Raw genomic sequence first — 24,082 nt, 5'->3', positions numbered from 1 at the left:
GTTGATAGGCCAGATGTGGAAGCCCGGTAACGGGTGGAGCTGACTGGTACTAATAGGCCGAGGGCTTGTCCTCAGTTGCTCGCGTCCACTGTGTTGTTCCCGGGTTGCGAACAGTTATCGCACCGGTTGAACAGATCCACTTACTTAATTGAAGAGTGTGCTTGTTCGCTAAGCCCGATAGGGTTTCGGTGGTCATAGCGTTAGGGAAACGCCCGGTTACATTCCGAACCCGGAAGCTAAGCCTTTCAGCGCCGATGGTACTGCAGGGGGGACCCTGTGGGAGAGTAGGACACCGCCGAACAATCTTTCAGGACCCTTGGTCCAGCGTTCATGCTGGATCAAGGGTCTTTTTTGTTTTTCCGAAGCGCGTCGGATGGCCGACTGCGCGAGAATGACTGCGTTACCCCAAGACAGGAGCCAACCGATGTCCACCAACTCTTCCGACGATCGCCCGGAGCGCGAGCCGCGCCGGCGAGACGGCGATGACAGGGGCGGATACCGCGGCGGTCGTGACGACCGTGCGCCGCGCCAGGACAACGATCGCGGTGGGTTCCGTCGTGACGACCGCCCCACCGGCGGAGCGCCCCGTGGTGGTCGTGACGACCGCCCGAGTGGTCCGCGCCGTGATGACGACAGGGGCGGGCGTCCGAGCGGTGGTGGCGGTGGCTTCCAGCGTCGTGACGACCGGTCAGGCAGCGGCCCTCGCCGTGACGACAGCCGAGGCGGCCGTCCGGCCGGCGGCGGTGGCGGTGGTTACCAGCGTCGTGACGACCGGCCGAGCAGTGGGCCGCGTCGTGATGACGAGCGTGGCGGTGGGTTCCGTGGCGGTCGTGATGACCGTGCGCCGCGCCGGGATGACCGTCCCAGTGGTGGTGGCGGCGGGTTCCAGCGTCGCGACGACCGTCCGAGCGGTGGTGGCGGCGGGTTCCAGCGTCGTGACGACCGTCCGAGTAGTGGTGGTGGCGGGTTCCAGCGTCGTGACGACCGGCCCAGTGGTGGTGGCGGTGGTTACCAGCGTCGCGATGACCGTCCCAGTGGTGGTGGCGGTGGCTACCAGGGTCGCGATGACCGTCCGAGCGGTGGTGGCGGGTTCCAGCGTCGCGATGACCGTCCGAGCGGTGGTGGCGGTGGCTCCCAGGGTCGTGACGAGCGCCCCAGTGGTGGTGGCGGTTACCAGCGCCGGGATGACCGTCCCAGTGGTGGCGGCGGTTTCCAGCGTCGCGACGACCGCCCCAGTGGCGGCGGTGGCGGGTTCCGTGGCGGCCGTGATGACCGTGCGCCGCGCCGGGACGACCGTCCCAGCAGTGGTGGTGGCGGGTTCCAGCGCCGTGACGACCGTCCGAGCGGTGGCGGCTCCCAGGGTCGTGACGAGCGCCCCAGTGGTGGTGGCGGTTACCAGCGTCGGGACGAGCGTCCCAGTGGTGGCGGGTTCCAGCGTCGCGACGACCGTCCGAGCGGTGGTGGCGGCGGGTTCCAGCGTCGCGATGACCGTCCCAGTGGTGGTGGCGGCGGGTTCCAGCGTCGCGATGACCGTCCCAGTGGTGGTGGCGGTGGTTACCAGCGTCGGGACGAGCGGCCCAGTGGTGGTGGCGGGTTCCAGCGTCGGGACGATCGGCCGAGCAGTGCGCCGCGTCGTGATGACGAGCGTGGTGGCGGGTTCCGTGGCGGGCGTGATGACCGTGCGCCGCGCCGTGATGACCGTCCCAGCAGTGGTGGCGGCGGGTTCCAGCGCCGGGACGACCGTCCGAGCGGTGGTGGCGGTGGCTACCAGCGTCGCGACGACAGCCGGGGCGGGCGTCCCAGCGGTGGTGGCGGCTATGAGCGCCGCGACGACCGGCCGAGCAGTGGGCCGCGTCGGGACGACGACCGCGGTGGCTACCGCGGCGGCCGCGACGACCGTGCGCCCCGTCGTGACGACCGCGGCGGTGACCGCGAGGGGTACCGCGGGCAGCGTGACGACCGGGAGCGGGAGCCCATCAAGAGGCTTCCCATTCCCGAGGACGTCACGGGTCACGAGATCGACAAGGACGTTCGGCAGGAGCTCCAGAGCCTGCCGAAGACCCTCGCTGAGGATGTCGCCAAGAACCTCGTCATGGTCGCGAACCTCATCGACGACGAGCCCGAGGAGGCGTACGCGTACTCGCGTATCGCCCTGAGGCTCGCCTCGCGAGTGGCTGCGGTGCGTGAGGCCGCCGGCTTCGCGGCGTACGCGACTCAGCGGTACACCGAGGCGCTTGCGGAGTTCCGCGCGGCCCGCCGTATGACCGGCAGCGTGGAGCTGTGGCCCGTGATGGCGGACTGCGAGCGCGGGCTCGGGCGGCCGGAGCGGGCAATGGCGATGGCCGGTGAGCCGGAAGTGCTGAAGCTCGACAAGGCCGGCCAGGTCGAGATGCGTATGGTCGCGGCCGGTGCGCGGCGGGACATGGGGCAGATCGATGCGGCCATCGTGACCCTCCAGGGGCCCGAGCTGGCGTCGAATTCGGTGCAGCCGTGGACCGCGCGACTGCGGTACGCGTACGCCGATGCGCTGCTGACCGCCGGGCGTGAAGCCGAGGCGCGTGAGTGGTTCGCCAAGGCGATCGAGGCGGACAAGGATGGTCTGACGGACGCTTCGGACCGACTCGCTCAGCTCGACGGTGTCGACTTCGTCGACGCCCTCGATGAGGAGCGCGAGGAGTCCGGTGAGTCGGCGGCCGAGGCTAAGGCTGAGACTGTCGTGAAGGACGACGTCGACGTCGACGTTGAGGACGATGACGCGAGTGGCGTGGAGCCTGTTGAGGGCGACAAGGACTGATTGAGTCCGCGTGAGTAAAGGGCGGCACCCCCGGTGGGGTGCCGCCCTTTCGCGTTTCCGGGGGTTCAGCTCACGTCGAGGCTGCGCAGGACCAGGCCCGTCGCCGGCTTCGGGCCGAACGACGTGGATTTGCGGGGCATCGTGACGCCCTGGCGGGCCAGGTCCCGGACGATTTCCTCGCGTACCGGATGCATCAGGACGGCCGTGCCGCCGTGGCGTTCCGCCTGGGTGACGGCCGCCTCCGTGCCGTGGATGTACGCGATGTGCTCGGGGGCGTCGGGAATCGACCACAGGTGGTCGAGCAGAGTGGCGTGCAGGACCGTCGCGTCCAGGGTCCGCCAGGCCGCGGGGCGGTCGGCCGGGATCGTACGGGACAGGAGGGTTTCGTCCGGGCGGTCGATCAGGTGGTACGCGCCGTCTCCCGCCAGGAGGAACGCGTTGCCGGCGGTCGCCGCCTCGGCGAGGGCGTCCAGCGCGAGGGGGAGCGGGCCTGGGACCTCGCGGATGCGGAAGGTGTCGGCGACCGCGGCGAGGGCGTCCGCGACGGGGAGGCGGTGCAGCACGCGGTGGATGGCGCGGACCTGGAGCGGGTAGCGGGCCGTGTCGATGAGGAGGACCAGGCCGGAGCCCCAGGCGCCGGCAGCCGGGTGTTCCGCCTGGAGGCGGAGGTACGTCGCCCAGCGGTGGTGGCCGTCCGCGATCAGGGCTTGGTGGTGGGACAGGTCCGCCGATACTTCGGCCAGTTCGGCGGGGTCCGTGATGGACCACAGGCGGTGGCTGAAACCGTCCTCTGTGGTGGTGGACAGGAGCGGGGAGCGCAGGATGGTGCGTTCGATGACGGCGGTCGCGCCGGTGGCGTTGCCGCCGCTGCGGTAGGTCAGCAGGAGCGGTTCGAGGTTGGCGGCCGTCGCGCGCATCAGGGCCGCGCGGTCGGCGACGACGTGCGGCATGACGTCCTCGTGGGGGAGGACGATGCCCTCCGCCGGCGGCGTGAGGGTGAGCGCGCCGATGACGCCGCGCTGGAGCAGGTCACCGCTGCGCTGCTCGTACACGTAGAGGGACGGTACGGGGTCCGGGGCGAGTACACCTTCGGACAGCCAGCGGTGCAGGGTGTCCGCGGCCTGCTGGTTGCGGGTGGCGGGCGTGGCGGCCTGCGGGAGGATCAGCCGGACGATGTTGTACGGGTCGGCCGATTCGAGGTGATGCAGGCCGTCGGGGCGTACCACCACGTCGTACGGCGGGGACGTGACGGCGGCCAGGCTGCTCACTCGCTCGGGGACGTAGCGCAGTCCACGGAAGGGGGCCAGGCGCAGGCCGTGGTCCTCGTCGGACCGACCAGGTGTACTCATTGGTGCATCGTAAGTGGGGTCGTCCTATGGGCGATGATCGGGGGACAGGCACCGAGCTAGGAGTGGTACGGAATGAGCCAGCAGACCAGGACCCGGCCCGACGCGTGCGCGCGTGCGCTGAGGGAGGCGTACGACACGGCTCTGCTGGACCTGGACGGTGTCGTTTACGCGGGCGGTGAGGCCATCGCGCACGCGGTGGACGCGCTCGCGGTCGCCCGGGACGGCGGGATGCATCTCGCGTATGTGACCAACAATGCTTTTCGGACGCCTGAGGTGGTGGCGGAGCACCTCACGGAGCTCGGGGTGCCTGCGGAGGCTTCCGATGTCATTACGTCGGCGCAGGCTGTGGCTCGGCTGATCGCGGATCAGGTTCCTGGTGGGGGGCGGGTTTTGGTCGTGGGCGGTGAGGGGCTGCGGGTCGCGCTGCGTGAGCGGGGGCTGGTGCCGGTGGAGTCGGCCGACGATGACCCGGTTGCCGTGGTGCAGGGGTACGGCGGGCCCGATCTGGCGTGGGGGCGGTTCGCGGAGGCGTCGTATGCGGTGGCGCGGGGTGTGCCGTGGTTCGCGTCTAACACGGATCTGACGATTCCCAGTGCGCGGGGGATCGCGCCGGGTAACGGTGCGGCCGTGGAGGTCGTACGGATCGCCACGGGCGCGGAGCCGCCGCAGGTGGCGGGCAAGCCGTTGCCGCCGATGCATCGGGAGACGATTCTGCGGACCGGGGCGGAGCGGCCGCTGGTGGTCGGGGACCGGCTGGATACGGACATCGAGGGCGCGAATGTGGGGGGCGTGGATTCGCTGCTCGTGCTGACCGGCGTTACGGACGGGGCGCAGTTGTTGGCGGCTGCGCCGAAGTATCGGCCGACTTATGTGGATGCGGATCTGCGGGGGTTGCTTACTGGGCAGCCCGAAGTGGCCGAGGCGGGTGGCGGGTTCGCGTGTGGTGGGTGGACCGCTTCTGTGCGGGGCGCCGAGCTGGTGGTTGAGGGGGAGGGGGCGGCGATGGATGGGCTGCGGGCGTTGTGTGCGGCGGCTTGGACGTATGCGGGGGACGGGGTGTGCGGGCTGGACGGGAGCAAGGTGCTGGACAGGGTGGGGCTTTAAGGGCCCGCCCTGCGGAGCTTTTCCCTACCCGCCTCTTCCCGACCTGGGGCGCTGCCCCAGGCCCCGCTCCTCATACGCCGGAGGGGCTCCAACAGAGCTCCATGCGAGGGTAGGCTAACCTAACTTCGTGTTGGTTGAGAGTCCTCCGAAGCAGAGCGCGGTGCAGATCCCCGCGTCACCCAAACGCAATGCCGTACGTGCCGGGGGGTTGGTTGTCTCCGTCGGTGTGCTGCTGTTGGTCGTCGGTGCGAGTATCGCGATTGGCGCCAAACCGCTTGCGCCGGGCGAGGTGTGGCACGGACTGTTCCATGCCTCAGGCACCGGCAACGACGTGATCATCCAGGACGTGCGGGTGCCCCGCACCATCCTCGGTGTGCTCGTCGGTGCGGCGCTCGGGCTGTCGGGTGCGGTCATGCAGGGGCTCACCCGTAACCCGCTCGCCGAACCGGGAATCCTCGGGGTGAACGCGGGGGCCGCGGCCGCCGTTGTGTCCGCCATCAGCTTCTTCGGGGTCACCTCCCTGACCGGATATGTCTGGTTCTCGTTCATCGGCGCGGGAGTTGTCTCCGTGCTGGTGTACGTCCTGGGTGGCAGCCGCGGCGCCACACCGGTACGGCTCGCGCTCGCCGGCACGGCCATGACCGCCGCCCTGTACGGCTACGTCAACGCCGTACAGCTGATGGACTCGGCCGCGCTGGAGCAGATTCGCTTCTGGACCGTCGGCTCGCTGGCCTCCGCCGACATGGAGATCATCGGCAAGGTCTGGCCGTTCATCGCCGTTGGTGTGGTGCTGGCGCTGCTGATCTCGCGGCCGCTCAATGCCATGGAGATGGGCGAGGACACCGCGAGGGCGCTGGGTGCGCATCTGGCCCGTACGCGCGTACTCGCGATGGTCGCCGTGACGCTGCTGTGTGGTGCCGCTACCGCCGCTTGCGGGCCGATCGTCTTCATCGGGCTGATGGTGCCGCACCTCGTCCGGGCCATCACCGGGCCCGACATGCGCTGGATCCTGCCGTACGCCGCGGTGCTCTCGCCGGTGCTGCTGCTGGGCTCGGACGTCATCGGGCGGGTCGTCGCCCGGCCCTCCGAACTCCAGGTCGGCATCGTGACCGCGCTGGTCGGCGGGCCCGTCTTCATCCATCTCGTACGCCGCCGGAAGATGGCTCAACTGTGACTGTGACCGTCAGCCCCACTTCGCGGACGCGGGCATCCCGCGCGATACGCACCCGCGGCGGGTTCTCCTTCCGGGTCGAGCCCAGGGCACTCCTCGCCACGCTGCTGCTCACCGCCGCCGCGCCGGCCGTGGGGGTCGTGCTCATCGGCAGTGGCGACTTCCCGATGTCTCCCGCTGACGTCGTACGTACGCTCCTTGGAAACGGCACCTCCTCGCAGGAATTCATCGTCACCGAGCTGCGGATGCCGCGGGTCGTCGTCGCGCTGCTCGTCGGTGCGGCGCTCGGGCTGTCGGGGGCCGTCTTCCAGTCCATCTCACGCAATCCGCTGGGCAGTCCGGATGTCATCGGATTCGGGCAGGGCGCTACGGCCGGCGCGCTGGTCGTGATGGTGCTGTTCAAGGGCAACGCCCTCGCGGTGACGGGAGGCGCGCTCGTCGGCTGTCTGCTGACGGGAGCCGCGGTCTACTTCCTCGCCTGGAAGCGTGGTGTGCACGGCTTCCGGCTGGTGCTTGTCGGGATCGGGGCGGCCGCCATGCTCACGGCGCTCAACCACTACCTGATCACCAAGGCCAGCATCGTCGACGCGACCCGCGCCACCGTGTGGATGACCGGCTCGCTCGACGGGCGTGGGTGGGAGCAAGCGTGGCCACTGTTGGGTGTCTGCGCCGTTTTCGTTCCGCTGGTGCTGGGGCACGGGCGGTCGCTGCGCATGACGGAGATGGGCGACGACGCGGCGTACGCCCTCGGAGTGAGCGTGGAGCGAGGACGGCTGGTGCTGATGCTGTCCGCCGTACTTCTCATCGCGGTGGCCACGGCCGCCGCCGGGCCCATCGCCTTCGTGGCGCTGAGTGCGCCACAGCTCGCCCGCCGGCTGACGCGCTCGCCGGGGCCCAACCTCGGGGCCTCGGTCTCCATGGGCGCCACGCTGCTCGTCGTCGCCGACTGGGCGGCCCAGCAGGGCTTCGGCGACACGCAACTGCCGGTGGGTGTGGTGACCGGGGTGCTCGGCGGCTGTTATCTGCTGTGGCTGCTGGTGACCGAGCGTAAGGCGGGACGTATATGACGATCGAGAAGAACCTCAGGAGCATTCCAGTGCAGCGTCAGCGCCTCAGTGCGGAATCGGTGACCCTCGCCTACGACCAGCGGGTCATCGCAGAGGACCTCTCCGTCGAGATACCCGACCATTCCTTTACGGTCATTGTCGGGCCCAACGCGTGCGGCAAGTCGACGCTCCTGCGCGCACTGTCACGGATGCTCAAGCCCACGCGGGGGCGGGTGCTGCTGGACGGGAACGCCATTGGGTCCATGCCCGCGAAGAAGGTCGCCAGGACGCTGGGGCTGCTGCCGCAGTCGTCCATCGCACCGGACGGGATCACGGTCGCGGATCTCGTGGCGCGCGGGCGCTACCCGCACCAGGGCCTGCTGCGGCAGTGGTCGCCGGAGGACGAGCGGATCGTCGAGGAGTCGATGGACGCGACGGGCGTCGGCGAGCTGGCCGACCGGTACGTCGACGAACTGTCCGGCGGGCAGCGGCAGCGCGTCTGGATCGCGATGGCGCTGGCCCAGCAGACGCCGCTGCTGCTGCTCGACGAGCCGACGACCTTCCTCGACATCCAGCACCAGATCGACGTGCTGGATCTGTGCGCGGAGCTGCACGAGACGCAGGGGCGCACCCTCGTCGCCGTACTGCACGACCTGAACCATGCCGCGCGTTACGCCACGCACCTGATCGCCATGCGGGACGGCGAGATCGTCGCGCAGGGGCCGCCGGCCGAGGTGGTTACGGCGGAGCTGGTGGAGCGGGTCTTCGGGCTGCGCTGCCAGGTCATCGACGACCCGCAGACCGGGACGCCGCTGGTGGTGCCTGCGGGGCGCCAGGCGCGCGGCGGCCGGGCCGCTGTGGCCGTCGGGGCGGCGGGGGCTACAGCGGCTACAGCAGCTTCCTGAGGCGGATCAGGTCGCGGAAACCGGCTTCGAGCCTCACCCGGCCCGAAGCCCAGGCCCTCGCGAAGTTCAGCTCGCCCCCGACCATGGCGACCAGGTCGTCACCGGTCATGGCCAGGCGGATCTCGGCGCGCTCACGCGGGGGACCGTCGAAGGTGTCCCGTACGTCGATCCGGCCGCCCGCGAGGCGGCCGGTGAACGTGATGTCCAGATCCGTGATGTGACAGCTCAGGGAACGGTCGAGCGCCGCTGCGCTGCGTACGCCGTCATCGGCCTGAGCCAGATTGTCCGAAAGTTTGTCGAGTGCGCTGCGGCACTCCTCCGTCGTTGCCATCGGGATCGACGGTACCCCAGCGCTTCGGGGTAGCGTCGGGGCATGAACCACGAGGTCGAGGACAAGGGTGAGGCGGCGGCAGCCACCGCTGCCGCCACGGTGTACGACCCGGCCGCACCGGCGCCTCTCGGGGTCGAGCGCACCCCCACCGGGCACGCCGACGTCGACATGCTGCTCGAACGCCTGGGCGACGCGGACCACCTCGCGGCGGACGGGCACATCGAGGTGTACGAGGATGTACACGGGGGGCTGCGTGAGGCGCTGACCGCGCTGGACGCACGACCGGGACCCCCGGTGCCCCCTTCCTCGTACGACATCAGGAGCTGAACCGAACGTGGCAGGAGTCGCGCGCCGCCGCCTCGACGCCGAGCTGGTCCGCCGGAAACTCGCACGCTCACGGGAGCACGCGAGCCAGCTGATCGCCGCAGGGCGGGTGAAGGTGGGCGGCGCCGTCGCGACCAAGGCCGCCACCCAGGTCGAGACCAGCGCCGCCGTCGTGGTGCTCAAGGACGACAACGACCCCGACTACGTCTCGCGGGGCGGGCACAAGCTGGCCGGTGCGCTGGAGGCGTTCGTACCGCAGGGGCTGAAGGTCGAGGGGCGGCGGGCGCTGGACGCCGGGGCTTCGACCGGTGGATTCACCGATGTGCTGCTGCGGGCGGGGGCCCGGGAAGTCGTCGCCGTTGATGTGGGGTACGGCCAGCTCGCGTGGTCGCTGCAGTCCGATGAACGGGTGACCGTCAAAGACCGTACCAACGTGCGGGAAATGACACTCGAGACGATTGACGGGGAGGCGGTCGACTTGATCGTCGGTGACCTGTCTTTCATTCCGCTGGGGCTGGTGCTGCCGGCGCTGGTGCGGTGTGCCGCGCCGGACGCCGATCTCGTGATGATGGTGAAGCCGCAGTTTGAGGTCGGCAAGGACCGGCTGGGGAGTGGGGGCGTCGTGCGCAGCCCCGAGCTCAGGGCCGAAACGGTCCGGTCTGTGGCGCGCCAGGCGTGGGGGCTCGGGCTGGGCGTACGGGGCGTCACCGCCAGTCCGCTGCCCGGGCCTTCGGGGAATGTCGAGTACTTTCTGTGGCTCCGGGCCGGAGCTCCCGAGCTCGACCCGGCGGATGTTGACCGTGCAGTGGCGGAGGGGCCGAGTTGACAACGACGACAGCGACGACCGAGACGACGACAGACAGATCTGCTGAGCCTCCTGGGGGAGCACGCACCGTATTCCTGCTCGCGCACACCGGACGCCCCGCGGCGATCCGCAGCGCCGAACTGGTCGTACAGGGGCTGCTGCGCAACGGCATCGGGGTGCGCGTGCTGGCCGCGGAGGCGGCCGATCTGCCGCTGCCGCCGTCCGTCGAGACGGTGACGGAAGCCTCGCCGGCCGTACTCGACGGCTGTGAGCTGCTGATCGTCCTCGGGGGGGACGGGACGCTACTGCGCGGCGCCGAGTTCGCGCGCGCCTCCGGAGTGCCGATGCTCGGCGTCAACCTCGGCCGCGTCGGCTTCCTCGCGGAGGCCGAGCGGGACGACCTGGACAAGGTCGTCGACCGGGTCGTCACGCGTGCGTACGAAGTCGAGGAGCGTATGACCCTCGACGTCCTCGTGCGTAACAACGGTGATGTCATGTACGCGGACTGGGCGCTCAACGAGGCCGCCGTGCAGAAGGTTTCGCCCGAGCGGATGCTTGAGGTGGTCCTGGAGATCGACGGGCGACCGGTGACCGGGTTCGGCTGCGACGGCATCGTCTGCGCCACCCCGACCGGCTCCACGGCGTACGCCTTCTCGGCCGGCGGGCCCGTGGTCTGGCCGGAGGTGGAAGCGCTGCTGATGGTGCCGATCAGCGCGCACGCGCTGTTCGCCAAGCCGCTGGTGACGTCGCCGAATTCGGTGCTCGCGGTGGAGGTGCAGCAGCACACGCCGCACGGCGTGCTGTGGTGCGACGGCCGCAGGACGGTCGAACTGCCCGCCGGTGCGCGGGTGGAGGTGCGGCGGGGTGCCGTGCCGGTGCGGCTGGCGCGGTTGCACCATGCGTCGTTCACCGACCGGCTCGTCGCGAAGTTCGCCCTTCCGGTGTCGGGGTGGCGCGGGGCGCCGCACTGAGTCCAGGCGTCGGCCGGTGGCCGGCCGTACAGGGCCGATCTTGCCCACCCTGAGCTTGTGAATTCGTGCTGAGGGGCGGGGGCCGTCGAAATGGGGGGCCGGAACCTCGTAAGGTCGTGTCCGTGTTGGAGGAGATGCGGATACGGTCGCTGGGCGTCATTGATGACGCCGTCGTCGAGCTGTCACCCGGGTTCACCGCGGTGACGGGTGAGACCGGCGCGGGCAAGACCATGGTCGTCACCAGCCTCGGGCTGTTGCTCGGCGGGCGCGCCGACCCTGCCCTCGTGCGGATCGGGGCCAAGGCCGCGGTCGTCGAGGGGCGGATCACCATGCCCGCCGACGCGCCGGCCGCCGTACGGGCCCAGGAGGCGGGGGCGGAACTCGACGACGGAGCGCTGCTGGTCAGCAGGACCATCTCGGCCGAGGGGCGTTCGCGAGCCCATGTGGGCGGGCGCTCGGTACCCGTGGGGCTCCTCGCGGAGCTGGCCGACGACCTCGTCGCCGTACACGGGCAGACCGATCAGCAGGGCCTGCTGCGGCCGGCCCGGCAGCGGCAGGCGCTCGACCGGTACGCCGGAGACGCCGTCGCCGTACCCCATGCGAAGTACGCGGCCGCGTACCGGCGGCTGCGGAAGGTGGCGGTGGAGCTGGACGAGCTGACCACGCGGGCACGTGAGCGTGCGCAGGAGGCGGATCTGCTGCGCTTCGGGCTCGACGAGATCGCGGCGGTCGAACCGCGGGCCGGTGAGGACGTCGAGCTTGCGGCGGAGGCGGAGCGGCTGGGGCATGCGGAGGCGCTGGCGTCGGCCGCGTCTGTCGCGCATGCGGCCCTTGCGGGGAATCCGGAGGATCCGGAGTCTCTCGATGCGAGCACCTTGGTGGCCGGGGCTCATCGGGCGCTGGACGCGGTGCGGGCTCATGATCCGGCGCTTGCTGTGCTTGCTGAGCGGATCGGTGAGATCGGGATCCTGCTGGGAGATGTGGCGGGCGAGCTGGCGGGGTACGCCGACAATCTTGACGCGGATCCGCTGCGGCTGGCCGCGGTGGAGGAGCGGCGGGCGGCGCTCACCCAGCTCACACGCAAGTACGGCGAGGATGTCGGGGCTGTGCTCGCGTGGGCCGAGGAGGGGGTTGCGCGGCTGACCGAGCTGGAGGGTGACGACGACCGGATCGGTGAGCTGACCGCTGAGCGGGACGCGTTGCGGGACGAACTGGCGGGGCTGGCGCAGGCGTTGACCGATGCGCGTACGGAGGCGGCGGAAAGGTTCGCCGACGCCGTTACTGGTGAACTGGCGTCGCTGGCCATGCCGCATGCTCGGGTCACGATTGATGTGCGGCAGACCGAGGACCCTGATGGGGTTGAGGTCGGTGGGCGGCTGGTGGCCTATGGGGCGTCCGGGGTTGATGAGGTCGAGCTGCTGCTCGCGCCGCATCCTGGTGCTCAGGCGCGGCCGATCGCCAAGAGTGCTTCGGGGGGTGAGCTCTCGCGGGTGATGCTGGCGGTGGAGGTCGTCTTCGCCGGGTCCGATCCCGTACCGACGTATTTGTTCGACGAGGTCGACGCGGGTGTGGGCGGCAAGGCTGCGGTCGAGGTCGGGCGGCGGCTTGCGAAGCTGGCGAAGTCGGCACAGGTTGTCGTGGTGACGCACTTGCCGCAGGTCGCGGCGTTCGCCGATCGGCAGTTGCTGGTGGAGAAGACGGTGGACGGTGCGGTGACCAGGAGCGGGGTCACGGTGCTGGAGGGCGAGGACCGGGTGCGGGAGCTTTCGCGGATGCTGGCGGGGCAGGAGGACTCGGAGACTGCTCGGGCGCATGCGGAGGAGTTGTTGGCTGCGGCGCGGAGCGATGCGTAGGGCGTGTGCGTGTTCGCGTGGTTGCGGTTGGCGGGCTCGTGCGGGTGCGTGCCGCTCCGGGGGCGGCGTTCGGAACTGCATGATTTAGGCGCGCTGCGGGGTCTGTTGAAGTGACCGGCGTCCTGCCCACAAATCACGCTTTACGTTCCGAACACCACCCCCTGCGCGTCCCGCACCCTCCCGCGAGTGGTCGCTTCCGCCGCTGTTCGTAGGGTGAGGCTTATTGGTTTCGGTGCGGTTGCCGTGTACGGGGCCGCTGATCACCCTTGTGGGTGATGGCTGTGAGGTACGACCAGGGGGTCGACCCTTTCGTGGTGCCGGAACGCGCGTGCGGGCTGGCATTCTGGGCGACGCACCACGTCCGCCGTTCGACGCCGACTCAGGAGCTCCGACCCACGTGAGCAGCACCCCGGTCCCGCCGTACGGCCAGCCGCCGCTGAGTGTCGTCCAAGTCCTCGGCGGCGGGAGCGCGGGCAGCAGCGCGCACGTCAGGTCGCTGGCCGCGGGGCTTGTCGCGCGGGGGCTTCGGGTCAGCGTCTGTGCCCCTGCGGGGCTTGAGGCGGCGTACGACTTCGGTGGTTCCGGGGCACGGTTCTTTTCCGTACCCCGGCGCAGTGATCCTGCGGCCGTGGCGGCGTTGCGGGCGGCTTGTGCGGACGCGGATCTCGTGCACGCCCATGGGCTGCACGCCGCCGTGCGGAGCGCGCTGGCGCTCAGGGGGCGGCGGATTCCGCTTGTGGTCACCTGGCACACCCGGGCGGACACCGAGGGCCCGCGAGGGCATCTCGTGCGGCTGCTGGAGCGCAGGGCGGCCAGGGCGGCCGCCGTGGTGCTGGGGACGTCGTCCGATCTGGTCGACCGGGCGCGTACCAGGGGTGCGCGTGACGCGCGGCTCGCGCCGGTGACCGTTCCCGCGCCGCGTCCGCCGGTGAACTTTCCCGAGAGCAAGGCGCGTGCCGATCTCGGTGCGGTGGACCGGCCGTTGATCATGGCGGTCGGGAGTCTTGTACGGAGCCGGGGATACGGGGCCCTCCTGGACGCGGCCCGGACCTGGCGCGAGCTGGTTCCCACGCCGCTGCTGGTGGTCGCCGGCGAAGGGCGTGAGCGGGGCGCCCTTCAGCGGCGTATCGAGGCCGAGTCGCTGCCTGTCAGGCTTATTGGCCGGCGTGAGGATGTTGGGGAGCTGCTTGGTGCCGCCGATGTCGCGGTGCTGGCCAGTCGGTGGGAGGGGCGGTCCGTGCTGGCGCAGGAGGCGCTGCGGGGTGGGATTCCGCTGGTGGCCACGGCGGTCGGCGGGGTGCCGGAGCTGGTGGGGGATGCGGCTGAGCTTGTTCCGTACGGGGACAGTGAGGCGCTCGCGGGTGCCGTCGTCCGGTTGCTGGGGGACCCGGCGCGGAGGCTGTGGCTGGCCGAGGCGGGCAAGGCGCAGGCCGCTACCTGGCCCACCGAGGACGAGACGGTGGCGCAGGTGCTCAGCGTGTACGACGAGTTGACCGCCTCTTAGGTGGTGTGGCGGCGGGCTCGCAGGGCGAGGCTCAGGGCCAGGACCGTCTGGGGGTCGTCGAGGTCCGTGCCGAGCAGTTCGGAGATGCGCGCCAGGCGGTTGTAGAGGGTCTGGCGGTTCAGGTGCAGCTCGCGAGCCGTTTCCGCCTTGCGGCCCGCGTGGGCGAGGTAGGTCTGGAGGGTCGGGAGGAGGGGCGGGCGGGACGTGCGGTCGTGGTCGCGGAGGGGGCCGATCGCCCGGTCGACGAAGGCCGCCAGGTCCGGGTGCTCGCGCAGGCGCCACAGGAGCAGGTCGATGTCGAGGCGCCTGGCGTCGTACCAGGGGCGGTCGGAGAGTCCCTGAGCCGCTGTGGCTGTCTCCGCCGCGTGGCGCAGGCCCGCCGATGCCGCTGTCCAGCTGCCGGCTACGCCTACGACCACCACGGGAGGATGCGCGCCCGCGCGTTCCAGGCCGGCTCGTTCCACCCCGGCGCGCAGGGCCGCTGCCACGCGGTCGGCGACCGCCGTACGTTCTGATTCGGAGCGCAGGCCGAGGAGAAGAGGTACGCGGCCTTCTACCGGGCGTACGCCCAGGAGGACCGGTACGCCGACTGCGGAGAGCTCCTCCAGGACGGCTCGCGCCAGGACGGCCCAGTTGCCCGCCGGGGCCAGCTCGGCCGCCAGCCGCATCACGACGGGGAGCAGCGGGCCCTCGCCCGGCTTGAAGCCGAGGACTCTGGCCTGCGCGGGGGCGTCCTCGGCCGCGATGCGGCCCTCCGCGAGGTCGGTGAGGAAGTCGCCACGGCCGCGCGCGGCCAGTTCTTCCTCTTGGCGGGCCTGCATCAGGACCACCGCGAGGATTCCGGCCGCCCGCTCGGCCGCGATCCGGTGGACGGGGAGGAGGGGGGAGGAGACCGCGAGGAGCGCGATTCTGGCCCGTACGGCGCCTGTGCCGTGGCCGCCGCCCGGTACGTCCACGATCACGCCGTTCGCGGGCGGGCCCTCCTCGCGCGCCTCGCGCTGTCCGCGCAGGCCCTCCCACACCTGGAGGGGGTCGGCGCAGGCTTCACCCGACTCGGGTGCGGCCGCGTAAAGGAGCTGTCCGTCCGCCGTCTCCAGGAAGACCGGGTTGGAGGTGAAGTCCGCGAGGATGCCGAGTACCTGGGGAATCCCGCCGCCGCCGAGCAGCGCCTCCGTGCAGCGCCGGTGGACCTCCTCGGCGCGCCGCAGGAGTGTGTAGTGGCCGTTGACGATCTCGGTGTGGACCTCTTCGGTCACCGATACGAACGGCACCTCGCGGTGCAGCTGTACGAGCGGGAGCCCGGCGGCCCGCGCGGTCTCCACGATCGTCGAAGGGAGGCGGCTGAAGCGCGGGCCGAGTTCGACGACCAGGGCGGCGATCCCCCGGTCCGCGAGGCGGCGTACGAAAGCGCGCTGTTCGGCGGGGCGCGTACCGAGGCCGAGGCCCGTCGTCAGGAGCAGTTCGCCGCCCTTGAGCAGCGAGGCGATGTTCGGCACCTCGCCCGCGTGCACCCAGCGCACCGTACGGTTCAGCCGGTCGGCGCAGGCGACGACCTCGGGAAGTCCGCTGCGGAGCCCCGGCAGCTCCAGCGCCCGCCGCACGGTGATGCCGCCTTGCGTTTCCACTGCGATGTACCTCGTGACGTTGTTCCTGCCGTGCCCCAGGAAGGCACCGCATTCGGTGGACGCTACCCGCGTGGCTGTTCCAGGAACATCACCCTGCGGTTACGAGACACATCGCGTGGTCCCGTGGGCCGACAAGTCGTCGCCCCTGCGCAGCTTTTGAGTGACCCCGTGTCGATTGTGGTGTGCGTCACTCGCGCCAAGACTGTCGCCCCCGTACATAGAGAGAGGGCGCGGCATGTCTGACAAACCCGCACGTGAAGTCCAGCGGCTCAAGGCGAATTCCGTCGGACTGGTCGGTGTGGTCTTCATGGCGGTCGCCACCGCGGCGCCGATCACCGCGATGACCGGAAATCTCCCTATCGCCGTGGGCTTCGGCAATGGGACGGGGGCTCCCGCCGGTTATCTCTTCGCCACGATCGTCCTGACCGTCTTCTCGGTCGGATACGTCGCCATGGCGAAGCGCATCACCGCCGCCGGAGCCTTCTACGGCTACATCTCGCACGGCCTGGGCCGCATCGCGGGCATGGCGTCCGGGATGCTCGCCGTTCTCGCGTACATCGTCTTCGAGGCCTCGATCGTCGGCATCTTCGCCTACTTCGGCCAGACGACCGTCGCCGACCAGCTCGGTGTCGACATTCCGTGGATCGTGTACGCCGCCGGGATGCTCGCCGTGACCGGCGTTCTCGCGTACTTCGACATCAACATCACCGCCAAGGCCCTCGGCATCATGCTCGTCGCCGAGATCGCTGTGCTTTTCGCCGTTGCTACGGCTGTTCTGCTTGCCGGCGGCGGTCCGGACGGCATTCCCGTGGAACCCATCAATCCCGTGAACGCCTTCACCGGCACGTCGGCCGGGCTCGGTCTCTTCTTCGCCTTCTGGTCGTGGGTCGGCTTCGAATCGACGGCGATGTACGGCGAGGAGTCCCGCGACCCGAAGCGGGTCATCCCTCGCGCGACCCTGATCTCGGTGGTCGGCGTGGGGCTCTTCTACATCTACGTCTCCTGGATGACGATCGCCGGCAACGGGCTCGACGGCTCGGTCAAGGTCTCGTCCTCCGCCTCCCCGCTCGATCTCTTCTTCGACCCGACGGAGGCCTTCATCGGGGCGTGGGCCGTCGACGCCTTCCAGTGGCTGCTGCTCACGGGTTCGTTCGCCTGCGGCATGGCGTTCCACCAGTGCGCGTCGCGTTACCTGTACGCGATCGGCCGCGAAGGCTTCCTGCACCCGGCTCTTGGGCGTACGCACCGTTCGCACGGGTCGCCCTACATCGCGTCGTACGTCCAGTCCGGCATAGCCACCCTGCTGGTCGCCGCCTTCTGGCTCGCCGGTGAGGACCCGTACATCCACCTGTACACGCTGCTGGCGATCCTCGGCACGATGGCGATCCTCATCGTCCAGACGCTCTGTTCGTTCGCGGTGATCGGCTACTTCCGCAAGAACCACCCGGAGGACCGGCACTGGTTCAAGACCTTCACCGCCCCGCTGCTCGGCGGCATCGGCATGATCGCCGTCGTCGTACTGCTCGTGATCAACATGGAGACCGCGGCCGGACTCGCCGCCGACTCCCTCTTCTTCAAGCTGATCCCGTGGATCGTCGGCCTGGTCTTCTTCGGCGGCCTCGGACTCGGTCTCTATCTCAAGGCCAAGCAGCCCGACCGCTACGCGATCATCGGCCGGATCGTCCTCGAGGACGCGGCCGAGCGCACCGACGACAGCGAAACCAGTCAGCCAGCCGCGACCGTCTGAGGAGCTCTCCCATGTCCCGTACGCACGTCATGCACGCACTTCGCCAACTCGCCGCTGAGCACGCCGCCGCCCGCAGGCTTCGCATGCCCGCCGCCGAGGTCCGCGGCTCCAGCCGCCGTGAACTGCTCGGCCGCGCCGCCGCCCTGGGGCTCGGTACGGTCCTGGCCGGGCCGGCAGTGACCGCCGCCCAGGCCGCGCCGGCCCCGGTAGCCGCAGGGGGCGCCGGGGCGCCCAGAATCGCCGTGGTCGGCGCGGGCATAGCCGGCCTCACCGCGGCCCTGACCCTCAAGGACGCGGGCCTCGGCTGCACGCTGTACGAGGCCAACCCTGACCGGGTCGGCGGCCGCATGTGGACCCAGCGGGGCCACTGGGCGTACGGGCAGACCTCCGAGATCGGCGGGGAGCTGATCGACACCAGCCACAAGAAGATCCTCGAACTGTGCCGCCGTTTCAACCTGCCGACGGAGGACTTTCTGGGCGGGGGGCCGATCGGCGCCGAGGAGGTGCTCTGGTTCAACGGGGTGTACTACCCGCGCGAGCACGCCGACGACGACTTCAAGGACGTCTTCCAGGCTCTCCACCGCGACCTCCAGGAAGCGGGCGAGGTGAAGTGGAACCAGACCACCCCGGCCGGCACGGCTCTCGACAACATGTCGATCCATGAGTGGATCGACTCACGCGTGCCGGGCGGGCACTCCTCGCAGCTCGGACGCTTCATCGACGTCGCTTACAACGTCGAGTACGGCGTCGAGACGAGCGAGCAGTCGGCCCTCGCCCTTGTCCTGCTGATGGGCTACCAGCCGAACCCGGGACACTTCAACGTCTGGGGCCTGTCCAACGAGCGCTACCACATCACCGGCGGCAACGATCAGCTCCCGCGCGCCATCGCGCAATCGCTGCCGGCGGGCACGATCCAGATGGGCAAACAGCTCACGGCGGTAAGGGCCAACGCCAATGGCACCCAGACCCTTACCTTCACCGACGCGGGAACGACCACCACCGTCACCGCGGACCACACCGTCCTGTGCGTACCGCTGCCCGTCCTCCAGCGCCTCGATCTGTCGGGCGCCGGCTTCGACCCGCTCATGACGAACCTGGTGCGCGATGCCCGCATGGGCAACTGCACCAAGCTCAACATGCAGTTCTCGTCGCGTCCGTGGCGCGGCGAAGGCGCCTGGCCCGGGGTGTCGGCGGGCGACTGCTTCACCGACATCGACGTACAGCAGACCTGGGACACCACCAAGCTCCAGCCCGGGACCGGCGGCATCCTCATCCAGTACGGCAGCGGGCGACTCGCCAAGGCGCTCACCCCGGGCACGCCCTTCGCCACCGAATCGGATCCGTACGTACGGGACCTCGCGGCGCGCCGTTCCCGTGAAGTGGACGCGTTCTTCCCGGGAACGTCGAAAACGTGGACCGGGAAGGCCCAGCTGTCAGCCTGGCACCGCAATCCGTACGCCCTGGGTGCGTACTCCTACTGGCCCATCGGCTATCTGCACCGGTACGCCGGCTACGAAGGCACCGCACAGGGGAACGTTCACATCGGCGGCGAGCACTGCAGTTACGACTTCCAGGGCTTCATGGAGGGCGGCGCGACCGAAGGGGAACGCGCCGCCCGTCAGGTGATCGGCAAGCTGGCCTAGAAGGGCGAGCCGGCCGAGTCAGCCGCCGTACGCACCACTCGCCGTCAGCCGCAGTGCCGTGTCGATCAGCGGCACGTGGCTGAAGGCCTGCGGGAAGTTGCCGACCTGGCGCTGCAGCCTGGAGTCCCACTCCTCGGCGAGCAGCCCCAGGTCGTTCCGCAGTCCCAGCAGCTTCTCGAAGAGCTTTCGCGCCTCGTCGACCCGCCCAATCATCGCCAGGTCGTCGGCCAGCCAGAACGAGCACGCCAGGAACGCGCCCTCGTCGCCCGCCAGGCCGTCCAGGCCCTCGTCGTCACCAGCGGTCGGGTAGCGCAGTACGAAACCGTCCTCCGTGGACAGCTCGCGCTGGATCGCCTCGATCGTGCCGATGACCCGCTTGTCGTCGGGCGGCAGGAAACCCATCTGCGGAATGAGCAGCAGGGAGGCGTCCAGTTCTTGCGAGCCGTACGACTGCGTGAAGGTGTTGCGCTCCGGGTCGTAACCCTTCTCGCACACATCGCGGTGGATCTCGTCGCGCAGCTCGCGCCACTTCTCGACCGGGCCGTCCGCGTCTCCCATCTCGATCAGCTTGATGGTCCGGTCGACGGCGACCCAGGCCATCACCTTCGAGTGCACGAAGTGGCGGCGCGGGCCGCGCACCTCCCAGATGCCCTCGTCCTTCTCGTTCCAGTGGTCTTCCAGGTAGCGGATCAGCTTCAGCTGGAGGAGCGAGGCGTAGTCGTTGCGCGTCAGACCTGTCATGTGGGCCAGGTGCAGTGCCTCGGTGACCTCGCCGTAGACGTCCAGCTGCAGCTGGTGCGCCGCGCCGTTGCCGACCCGTACCGGAGTCGAATTCTCGTAGCCGGGCAGCCAGTCCAGCTCCGCCTCGCCCAGCTCACGCTCGCCCGCGATCCCGTACATGATCTGCAGGTTCTCCGGGTCGCCCGCGACCGCGCGCAGCAGCCACTCGCGCCACGCACGTGCCTCTTCGCGGTAGCCGGTGCGCAGCAGCGACGACAGCGTGATCGCCGCGTCGCGCAGCCAGGTGTAGCGGTAGTCCCAGTTGCGTACGCCGCCGATCTCCTCCGGCAGTGACGTCGTCGGCGCGGCGACGATGCCGCCGGTCGGGGCGTACGTCAGCGCCTTGAGGGTGATCAGCGAGCGGATCACGGCCTCGCGGTAGGGCCCGTGGTACGTGCACTGCTCGACCCAGTCGCTCCAGAACTCGGCGGTCGCCTCCAGCGCGGCCTCGGGCTCCGGCAGCGGCGGCGCCGCCTTGTGCGAGGGCTGCCAGCTGATGGTGAAGGCGATCCGCTCCCCGGGCGCGACGGTGAAGTCGGAGTACGTCGTGAGGTCCTTGCCGTGCGTCTCGACCTCGGTGTCGAGCCAGACCGAGTCGGGCCCGGCGACCGCGACCGTGCGCGTGTCGACCTTGTGGACCCAGGGCACCACACGCCCGTAACTGAAACGCATGCGCAGCGCGGAGCGCATGCGCACGCGGCCGCTGACCCCTTCGACGATCCGGATCAGCTGAGGCGCCCCGTCGCGCGGCGGCATGAAATCGGTCACCCTGACAGTGCCGCGCGGGGTGTCCCACTCCGATTCGAGGATCAGAGAGTCCCCGCGGTAACGGCGGCGGGCAGCCGCCGGTGGTCCGGCGTCGGCCGCGTGCGCGGGGCCGATCCGCCAGAACCCGTGTTCCTCGGTGCCGAGCAGTCCGGCAAAAACGGCGTGAGAGTCGAAGCGGGGAAGGCACAGCCAGTCGACCGTGCCGTCCCTGCAGACCAGTGCCGCGGTCTGCATGTCTCCGATAAGTGCGTAGTCCTCGATGCGCCCGGCCACGTTGCAATCTCCAGTCGAACGGCCACGTCCGCCCCAATGGGGCACTTGCGGTCAGGGGATTTTCGACGAGCTCTTGGTCCCGGGAGCGGGCGGTGATGGTGCCTTCGCCGGCCGGCTCGCAGCGATGTATCCGAGCAGGATACGTCGCAGCCAAGTGCTCTGCGCGACGGTACCGGCAACACGAGTGTGCCGAACGGGTGAGCCAGGGGTGAGTTGTGGGTGAGCTTTGTGTGAGCCGCAGGTGGCGCACGTGGCAGACGATGCTGCTCGCGAGCACGAGACGCGGCGCGCGGCCGGAAGCAGCCCCGCCCCGTCGCTGATACCCTGGTACCCCGTGGACCGGTGGCCAGTCTGTGACGATCAGGCGCCCCGAAACCGCAGCGACGGCACGACCCGGATTCCGGGCCGGCAGCCGGTACGCACCTCACTACGCGACCACGGGAGCCCCCTCTTGGCGATGCCGCCCAAATCCATGACGACCAAGCACATCTTCGTCACCGGGGGTGTCGCCTCCTCCCTCGGTAAGGGCCTGACGGCCTCCAGTCTGGGTGCGCTGCTCAAGGCGCGGGGCCTGCGGGTCACGATGCAGAAGCTCGACCCGTACCTGAACGTCGACCCCGGCACGATGAACCCCTTCCAGCACGGCGAGGTCTTCGTCACCAACGACGGCGCCGAGACCGACCTGGACATCGGCCACTACGAGCGCTTCCTCGACGTCGACCTCGACGGCTCGGCCAACGTCACCACTGGTCAGGTCTACTCCACGGTCATCGCCAAGGAGCGGCGTGGCGAGTACCTCGGCGACACCGTGCAGGTCATCCCCCACATCACCAACGAGATCAAGCACCGCATCCGGCGCATGGCGACGGACGACGTGGACGTGGTGATCACGGAGGTCGGTGGCACGGTCGGCGACATCGAGTCGCTGCCGTTCCTCGAGACCGTCCGCCAGGTCCGCCACGAGGTCGGCCGCGACAACGTCTTCGTCGTGCACATCTCGCTGCTGCCCTACATCGGCCCGTCCGGTGAGCTGAAGACCAAGCCGACCCAGCACTCGGTCTCGGCGCTGCGCAGCATCGGTATCCAGCCGGACGCCATCGTGCTGCGCGCCGACCGTGAGGTGCCGCTGTCCATCAAGCGCAAGATCTCGCTGATGTGCGACGTCGACGAGGGCGCGGTGGTCGCCGCGATCGACGCCAAGTCGATCTACGACATCCCGAAGGTGCTGCACACCGAGGGTCTGGACGCGTACGTCGTCCGCAAGCTGGACCTGCCGTTCCGCGATGTGAACTGGACCCAGTGGGAGGACCTGCTGGACCGGGTCCACAACCCCGACCACGAGGTCACGGTCGCGCTCGTCGGCAAGTACATCGACCTGCCCGACGCGTACCTCTCGGTGACCGAGGCGATGCGCGCCGGCGGCTTTGCCAACAAGGCCCGCGTGAAGGTCAAGTGGGTCACCTCCGACGACTGCAAGACGCAGGCGGGCGCCCAGAAGCAGCTCGGTGACGTCGACGCGATCGTCATCCCGGGCGGCTTCGGCGAGCGCGGCGTCAACGGCAAGGTCGGCGCCATCCAGTACGCCCGCGAGAACAAGATCCCGCTGCTGGGCCTGTGCCTCGGCCTGCAGTGCATCGTCGTCGAGGCCGCGCGCAACCTCGCCGGCATCGAGGACGCCAACTCCACCGAGTTCGACGCGGCGACCGCCCACCCGGTGATCTCCACGATGGAGGAGCAGCTGGCGTACGTCGAAGGAGCGGGCGACCTGGGCGGCACCATGCGCCTGGGCCTGTACCCGGCGAAGCTCGCCGAGGGCTCGATCGTCCGTGAGGTCTACGACGACCAGCCGTACGTCGACGAGCGCCACCGCCACCGCTACGAGGTGAACAACGCCTACCGCGCGGAGCTGGAGAAGAAGGCCGGTCTGGTCTTCTCCGGCACGTCCCCGGACAACAAGCTCGTCGAGTACGTCGAGTACCCGCGCGAGGTGCACCCCTACCTGGTCGCCACCCAGGCGCACCCGGAGCTGAGGTCGCGTCCGACCCGGCCGCACCCGCTCTTCGCCGGCCTGGTGAAGGCGGCTGTGCAGCGCAAGACGGGCAAGTGACGCGCTAGCGGTACGCGATACGGTTGACCGGGGTACGGGCCTGATCAGGGCACGTGCCCCGGTTTTTCTTTGTACGAGGGAGGACGGCTTTCATGACCATCAAGGACGCGCCCGAGGAATGGCAGGTCACCGCGACCGCGGTTCCCTTCACGGGTAACAAGACGAGTGTCCGTACGGACGACGTGGTCATGCCCAATGGCAGCGTGGTGCGTCGGGACTACCAGGTGCACCCTGGTTCGGTGGCGGTCCTGGCCCTCGACGAGAACGACCGTGTCCTGGTCATCCGCCAGTACCGGCACCCCGTGCGCCAGAAGCTGTGGGAGATCCCGGCCGGCCTGCTCGACGTACCCGGTGAGAATCCGCTGAGCGCGGCTCAGCGGGAGCTGTACGAAGAGGCGCACGTCAAGGCGGAGGAGTGGCACGTACTGGCCGATGTCTACCCGACGCCGGGGGGCTGTGACGAGGCCGTGCGGATCTTCTTCGCGCGGGACTTGTCGGCGGTCGAGGGTGAGCGCTTCGAGGTCGAGGAGGAGGAGGCCGATATGGAGCACGCGCGGGTTCCTCTTCCGGAGCTCGTGCGGGGCGTGCTCGCCGGGGAGCTGCACAACACATGCCTGGCGGTGGGCGTCCTCGCGCTGACGGCCGCGCTGGCGGGCGACGGAATCGACGCTCTGCGCCCGGCTGACGCGCCGTGGCCGGCCCGCCCCTTCGAGGCCTAGGCCTGTCTCCTGCGGAGCTTTCCCCTACCCCGGACGCCCTGCGGGCGTGTCCTCAAACGCCGGGTGGGCTGGTTTTTGCTGCGCTGGATCCGCAGAGTGCGGCTACCTCGAACTCGGGCAGGCCCCAGACCCAGGCCTCGCACGTCCCTGCGGGCGTGTCCTCAAACGCCGGGTGGGCTGGTTTTTGCTGCGCTGGATCCGCGGAGTGCGGCAACCTGAGCACGGGCTGAGCCCTCGGCTCGGGTGAGGGCCCTGGGCAAGTC

The 24,082-nt window shown here is 69.9% G+C and carries 19 protein-coding genes and 2 rRNA genes; 16 read left to right on the top strand and 5 right to left on the bottom strand.

From position 1 onward, the window contains the following. Both ABZX79_RS03810 and rrf read left to right on the top strand, forming a co-directional pair. Nucleotides 1-73: ribosomal RNA gene (locus ABZX79_RS03810) — 23S ribosomal RNA — on the top strand; the annotation flags it as partial. A gap of 111 nt (nucleotides 74-184) precedes the next feature. Further along, a 5S ribosomal RNA gene (rrf, locus tag ABZX79_RS03805) occupies nucleotides 185-301 on the top strand. 387 nt (nucleotides 302-688) lie between these two features. Here rrf and ABZX79_RS03800 read toward each other — a convergent pair. Further along, complete coding sequence (locus tag ABZX79_RS03800; RefSeq protein ID WP_355251003.1) at nucleotides 689-2,014, bottom strand: hypothetical protein; 1,326 nt, start codon at nucleotides 2,012-2,014, stop codon at nucleotides 689-691. 78 nt (nucleotides 2,015-2,092) lie between these two features. Between ABZX79_RS03800 and ABZX79_RS03795 the strand changes: the two genes are divergently transcribed. Continuing rightward, nucleotides 2,093-2,794 (top strand): hypothetical protein, encoded by a 702-nt coding sequence (locus ABZX79_RS03795; protein ID WP_355251000.1) that lies wholly within the window; start codon nucleotides 2,093-2,095, stop codon nucleotides 2,792-2,794. Between the two features lie 65 nt (nucleotides 2,795-2,859). Here ABZX79_RS03795 and ABZX79_RS03790 read toward each other — a convergent pair whose 3' ends face one another. Next, complete coding sequence (locus tag ABZX79_RS03790; protein ID WP_355250997.1) at nucleotides 2,860-4,143, bottom strand: DUF1015 domain-containing protein; 1,284 nt, start codon at nucleotides 4,141-4,143, stop codon at nucleotides 2,860-2,862. Between the two features lie 72 nt (nucleotides 4,144-4,215). Here ABZX79_RS03790 and ABZX79_RS03785 point away from each other — a divergent pair, with 72 nt between their 5' ends. The 4 genes from ABZX79_RS03785 (at nucleotide 4,216) to ABZX79_RS03770 (ending at nucleotide 8,369) form a co-directional block, all read left to right on the top strand. Next, nucleotides 4,216-5,247: an HAD-IIA family hydrolase gene (locus ABZX79_RS03785; RefSeq protein WP_355250994.1), complete on the top strand. Its 1,032-nt coding sequence runs from the start codon at nucleotides 4,216-4,218 to the stop codon at nucleotides 5,245-5,247. Nucleotides 5,248-5,407: 160 nt separating this feature from the next. Next, nucleotides 5,408-6,421: an iron chelate uptake ABC transporter family permease subunit gene (locus tag ABZX79_RS03780; protein WP_355251079.1), complete on the top strand. Its 1,014-nt coding sequence runs from the start codon at nucleotides 5,408-5,410 to the stop codon at nucleotides 6,419-6,421. Next, nucleotides 6,418-7,485 (top strand): iron chelate uptake ABC transporter family permease subunit, encoded by a 1,068-nt coding sequence (locus tag ABZX79_RS03775; RefSeq protein WP_355250991.1) that lies wholly within the window; start codon nucleotides 6,418-6,420, stop codon nucleotides 7,483-7,485. Before ABZX79_RS03780 ends, ABZX79_RS03775 begins: the two co-directional genes overlap by 4 nt. Beyond that, entirely contained in the window at nucleotides 7,482-8,369 is an 888-nt protein-coding gene (locus ABZX79_RS03770) for an ABC transporter ATP-binding protein (RefSeq protein ID WP_355250988.1), read from the top strand. The genes ABZX79_RS03775 and ABZX79_RS03770 overlap by 4 nt, the downstream gene beginning before the upstream one ends. Here ABZX79_RS03770 and ABZX79_RS03765 read toward each other — a convergent pair. Then, nucleotides 8,353-8,700 (bottom strand): SCP2 sterol-binding domain-containing protein, encoded by a 348-nt coding sequence (locus tag ABZX79_RS03765; RefSeq protein WP_355250985.1) that lies wholly within the window; start codon nucleotides 8,698-8,700, stop codon nucleotides 8,353-8,355. The genes ABZX79_RS03770 and ABZX79_RS03765 overlap by 17 nt on opposite strands. Nucleotides 8,701-8,742: 42 nt before the next feature. On the opposite strand from ABZX79_RS03765, the gene ABZX79_RS03760 reads away from it, so the two are divergent. The 5 genes from ABZX79_RS03760 to ABZX79_RS03740 all read left to right on the top strand — a co-directional run bounded on the left by ABZX79_RS03760 (nucleotide 8,743) and on the right by ABZX79_RS03740 (nucleotide 14,157). Then, a complete protein-coding gene (locus ABZX79_RS03760) occupies nucleotides 8,743-9,027 on the top strand; it encodes a hypothetical protein (RefSeq protein WP_355250983.1) in 285 nt (94 codons plus the stop codon). 7 nt (nucleotides 9,028-9,034) lie between these two features. Next, the gene (locus ABZX79_RS03755; RefSeq protein ID WP_355250980.1) at nucleotides 9,035-9,850 is read left to right on the top strand and encodes a TlyA family RNA methyltransferase; all 816 of its coding nucleotides are present in this window, start codon (nucleotides 9,035-9,037) and stop codon (nucleotides 9,848-9,850) included. Beyond that, complete coding sequence (locus ABZX79_RS03750) at nucleotides 9,847-10,800, top strand: NAD kinase (RefSeq protein ID WP_285439473.1); 954 nt, start codon at nucleotides 9,847-9,849, stop codon at nucleotides 10,798-10,800. Before ABZX79_RS03755 ends, ABZX79_RS03750 begins: the two co-directional genes overlap by 4 nt. 134 nt (nucleotides 10,801-10,934) lie before the next feature. Beyond that, nucleotides 10,935-12,653 (top strand): DNA repair protein RecN, encoded by a 1,719-nt coding sequence (recN, locus tag ABZX79_RS03745; protein ID WP_355251076.1) that lies wholly within the window; start codon nucleotides 10,935-10,937, stop codon nucleotides 12,651-12,653. A gap of 397 nt (nucleotides 12,654-13,050) precedes the next feature. Further along, nucleotides 13,051-14,157, top strand: a complete 1,107-nt coding sequence (locus ABZX79_RS03740) for a glycosyltransferase family 4 protein (protein ID WP_355250976.1) — start codon at nucleotides 13,051-13,053, stop codon at nucleotides 14,155-14,157. Here ABZX79_RS03740 and ABZX79_RS03735 read toward each other — a convergent pair. Continuing rightward, the gene (locus tag ABZX79_RS03735) at nucleotides 14,154-15,782 is read right to left on the bottom strand and encodes a PucR family transcriptional regulator (RefSeq protein ID WP_355250973.1); all 1,629 of its coding nucleotides are present in this window, start codon (nucleotides 15,780-15,782) and stop codon (nucleotides 14,154-14,156) included. The genes ABZX79_RS03740 and ABZX79_RS03735 overlap by 4 nt on opposite strands. Nucleotides 15,783-16,017: 235 nt before the next feature. Here ABZX79_RS03735 and ABZX79_RS03730 point away from each other — a divergent pair, with 235 nt between their 5' ends. Next, nucleotides 16,018-17,529: an APC family permease gene (locus ABZX79_RS03730; protein WP_355250970.1), complete on the top strand. Its 1,512-nt coding sequence runs from the start codon at nucleotides 16,018-16,020 to the stop codon at nucleotides 17,527-17,529. Between the two features lie 11 nt (nucleotides 17,530-17,540). Further along, nucleotides 17,541-19,172 (top strand): NAD(P)/FAD-dependent oxidoreductase, encoded by a 1,632-nt coding sequence (locus ABZX79_RS03725; protein WP_355250967.1) that lies wholly within the window; start codon nucleotides 17,541-17,543, stop codon nucleotides 19,170-19,172. Between the two features lie 18 nt (nucleotides 19,173-19,190). Here ABZX79_RS03725 and ABZX79_RS03720 read toward each other — a convergent pair whose 3' ends face one another. Further along, nucleotides 19,191-20,993, bottom strand: a complete 1,803-nt coding sequence (locus ABZX79_RS03720; RefSeq protein ID WP_355250964.1) for a glycoside hydrolase family 15 protein — start codon at nucleotides 20,991-20,993, stop codon at nucleotides 19,191-19,193. 457 nt (nucleotides 20,994-21,450) lie between these two features. Between ABZX79_RS03720 and ABZX79_RS03715 the strand changes: the two genes are divergently transcribed. After that, nucleotides 21,451-23,100 carry a CTP synthase gene (locus tag ABZX79_RS03715; RefSeq protein ID WP_355250961.1) on the top strand — a complete coding sequence of 550 codons (1,650 nt, stop codon included), beginning with the start codon at nucleotides 21,451-21,453 and terminating at the stop codon, nucleotides 23,098-23,100. A gap of 92 nt (nucleotides 23,101-23,192) precedes the next feature. Further along, a complete protein-coding gene (locus ABZX79_RS03710) occupies nucleotides 23,193-23,819 on the top strand; it encodes an NUDIX hydrolase (protein ID WP_355250958.1) in 627 nt (208 codons plus the stop codon). Nucleotides 23,820-24,082 lie beyond the last annotated feature (263 nt).

This window comes from Streptomyces sp. NPDC002994 (assembly GCF_040611155.1).
In the GTDB taxonomy this organism is placed as follows: domain Bacteria; phylum Actinomycetota; class Actinomycetes; order Streptomycetales; family Streptomycetaceae; genus Streptomyces.
The sequence above is the reverse complement of the archived record's forward strand: the minus strand, read 5'-3'. Positions and strand labels throughout refer to the sequence as shown.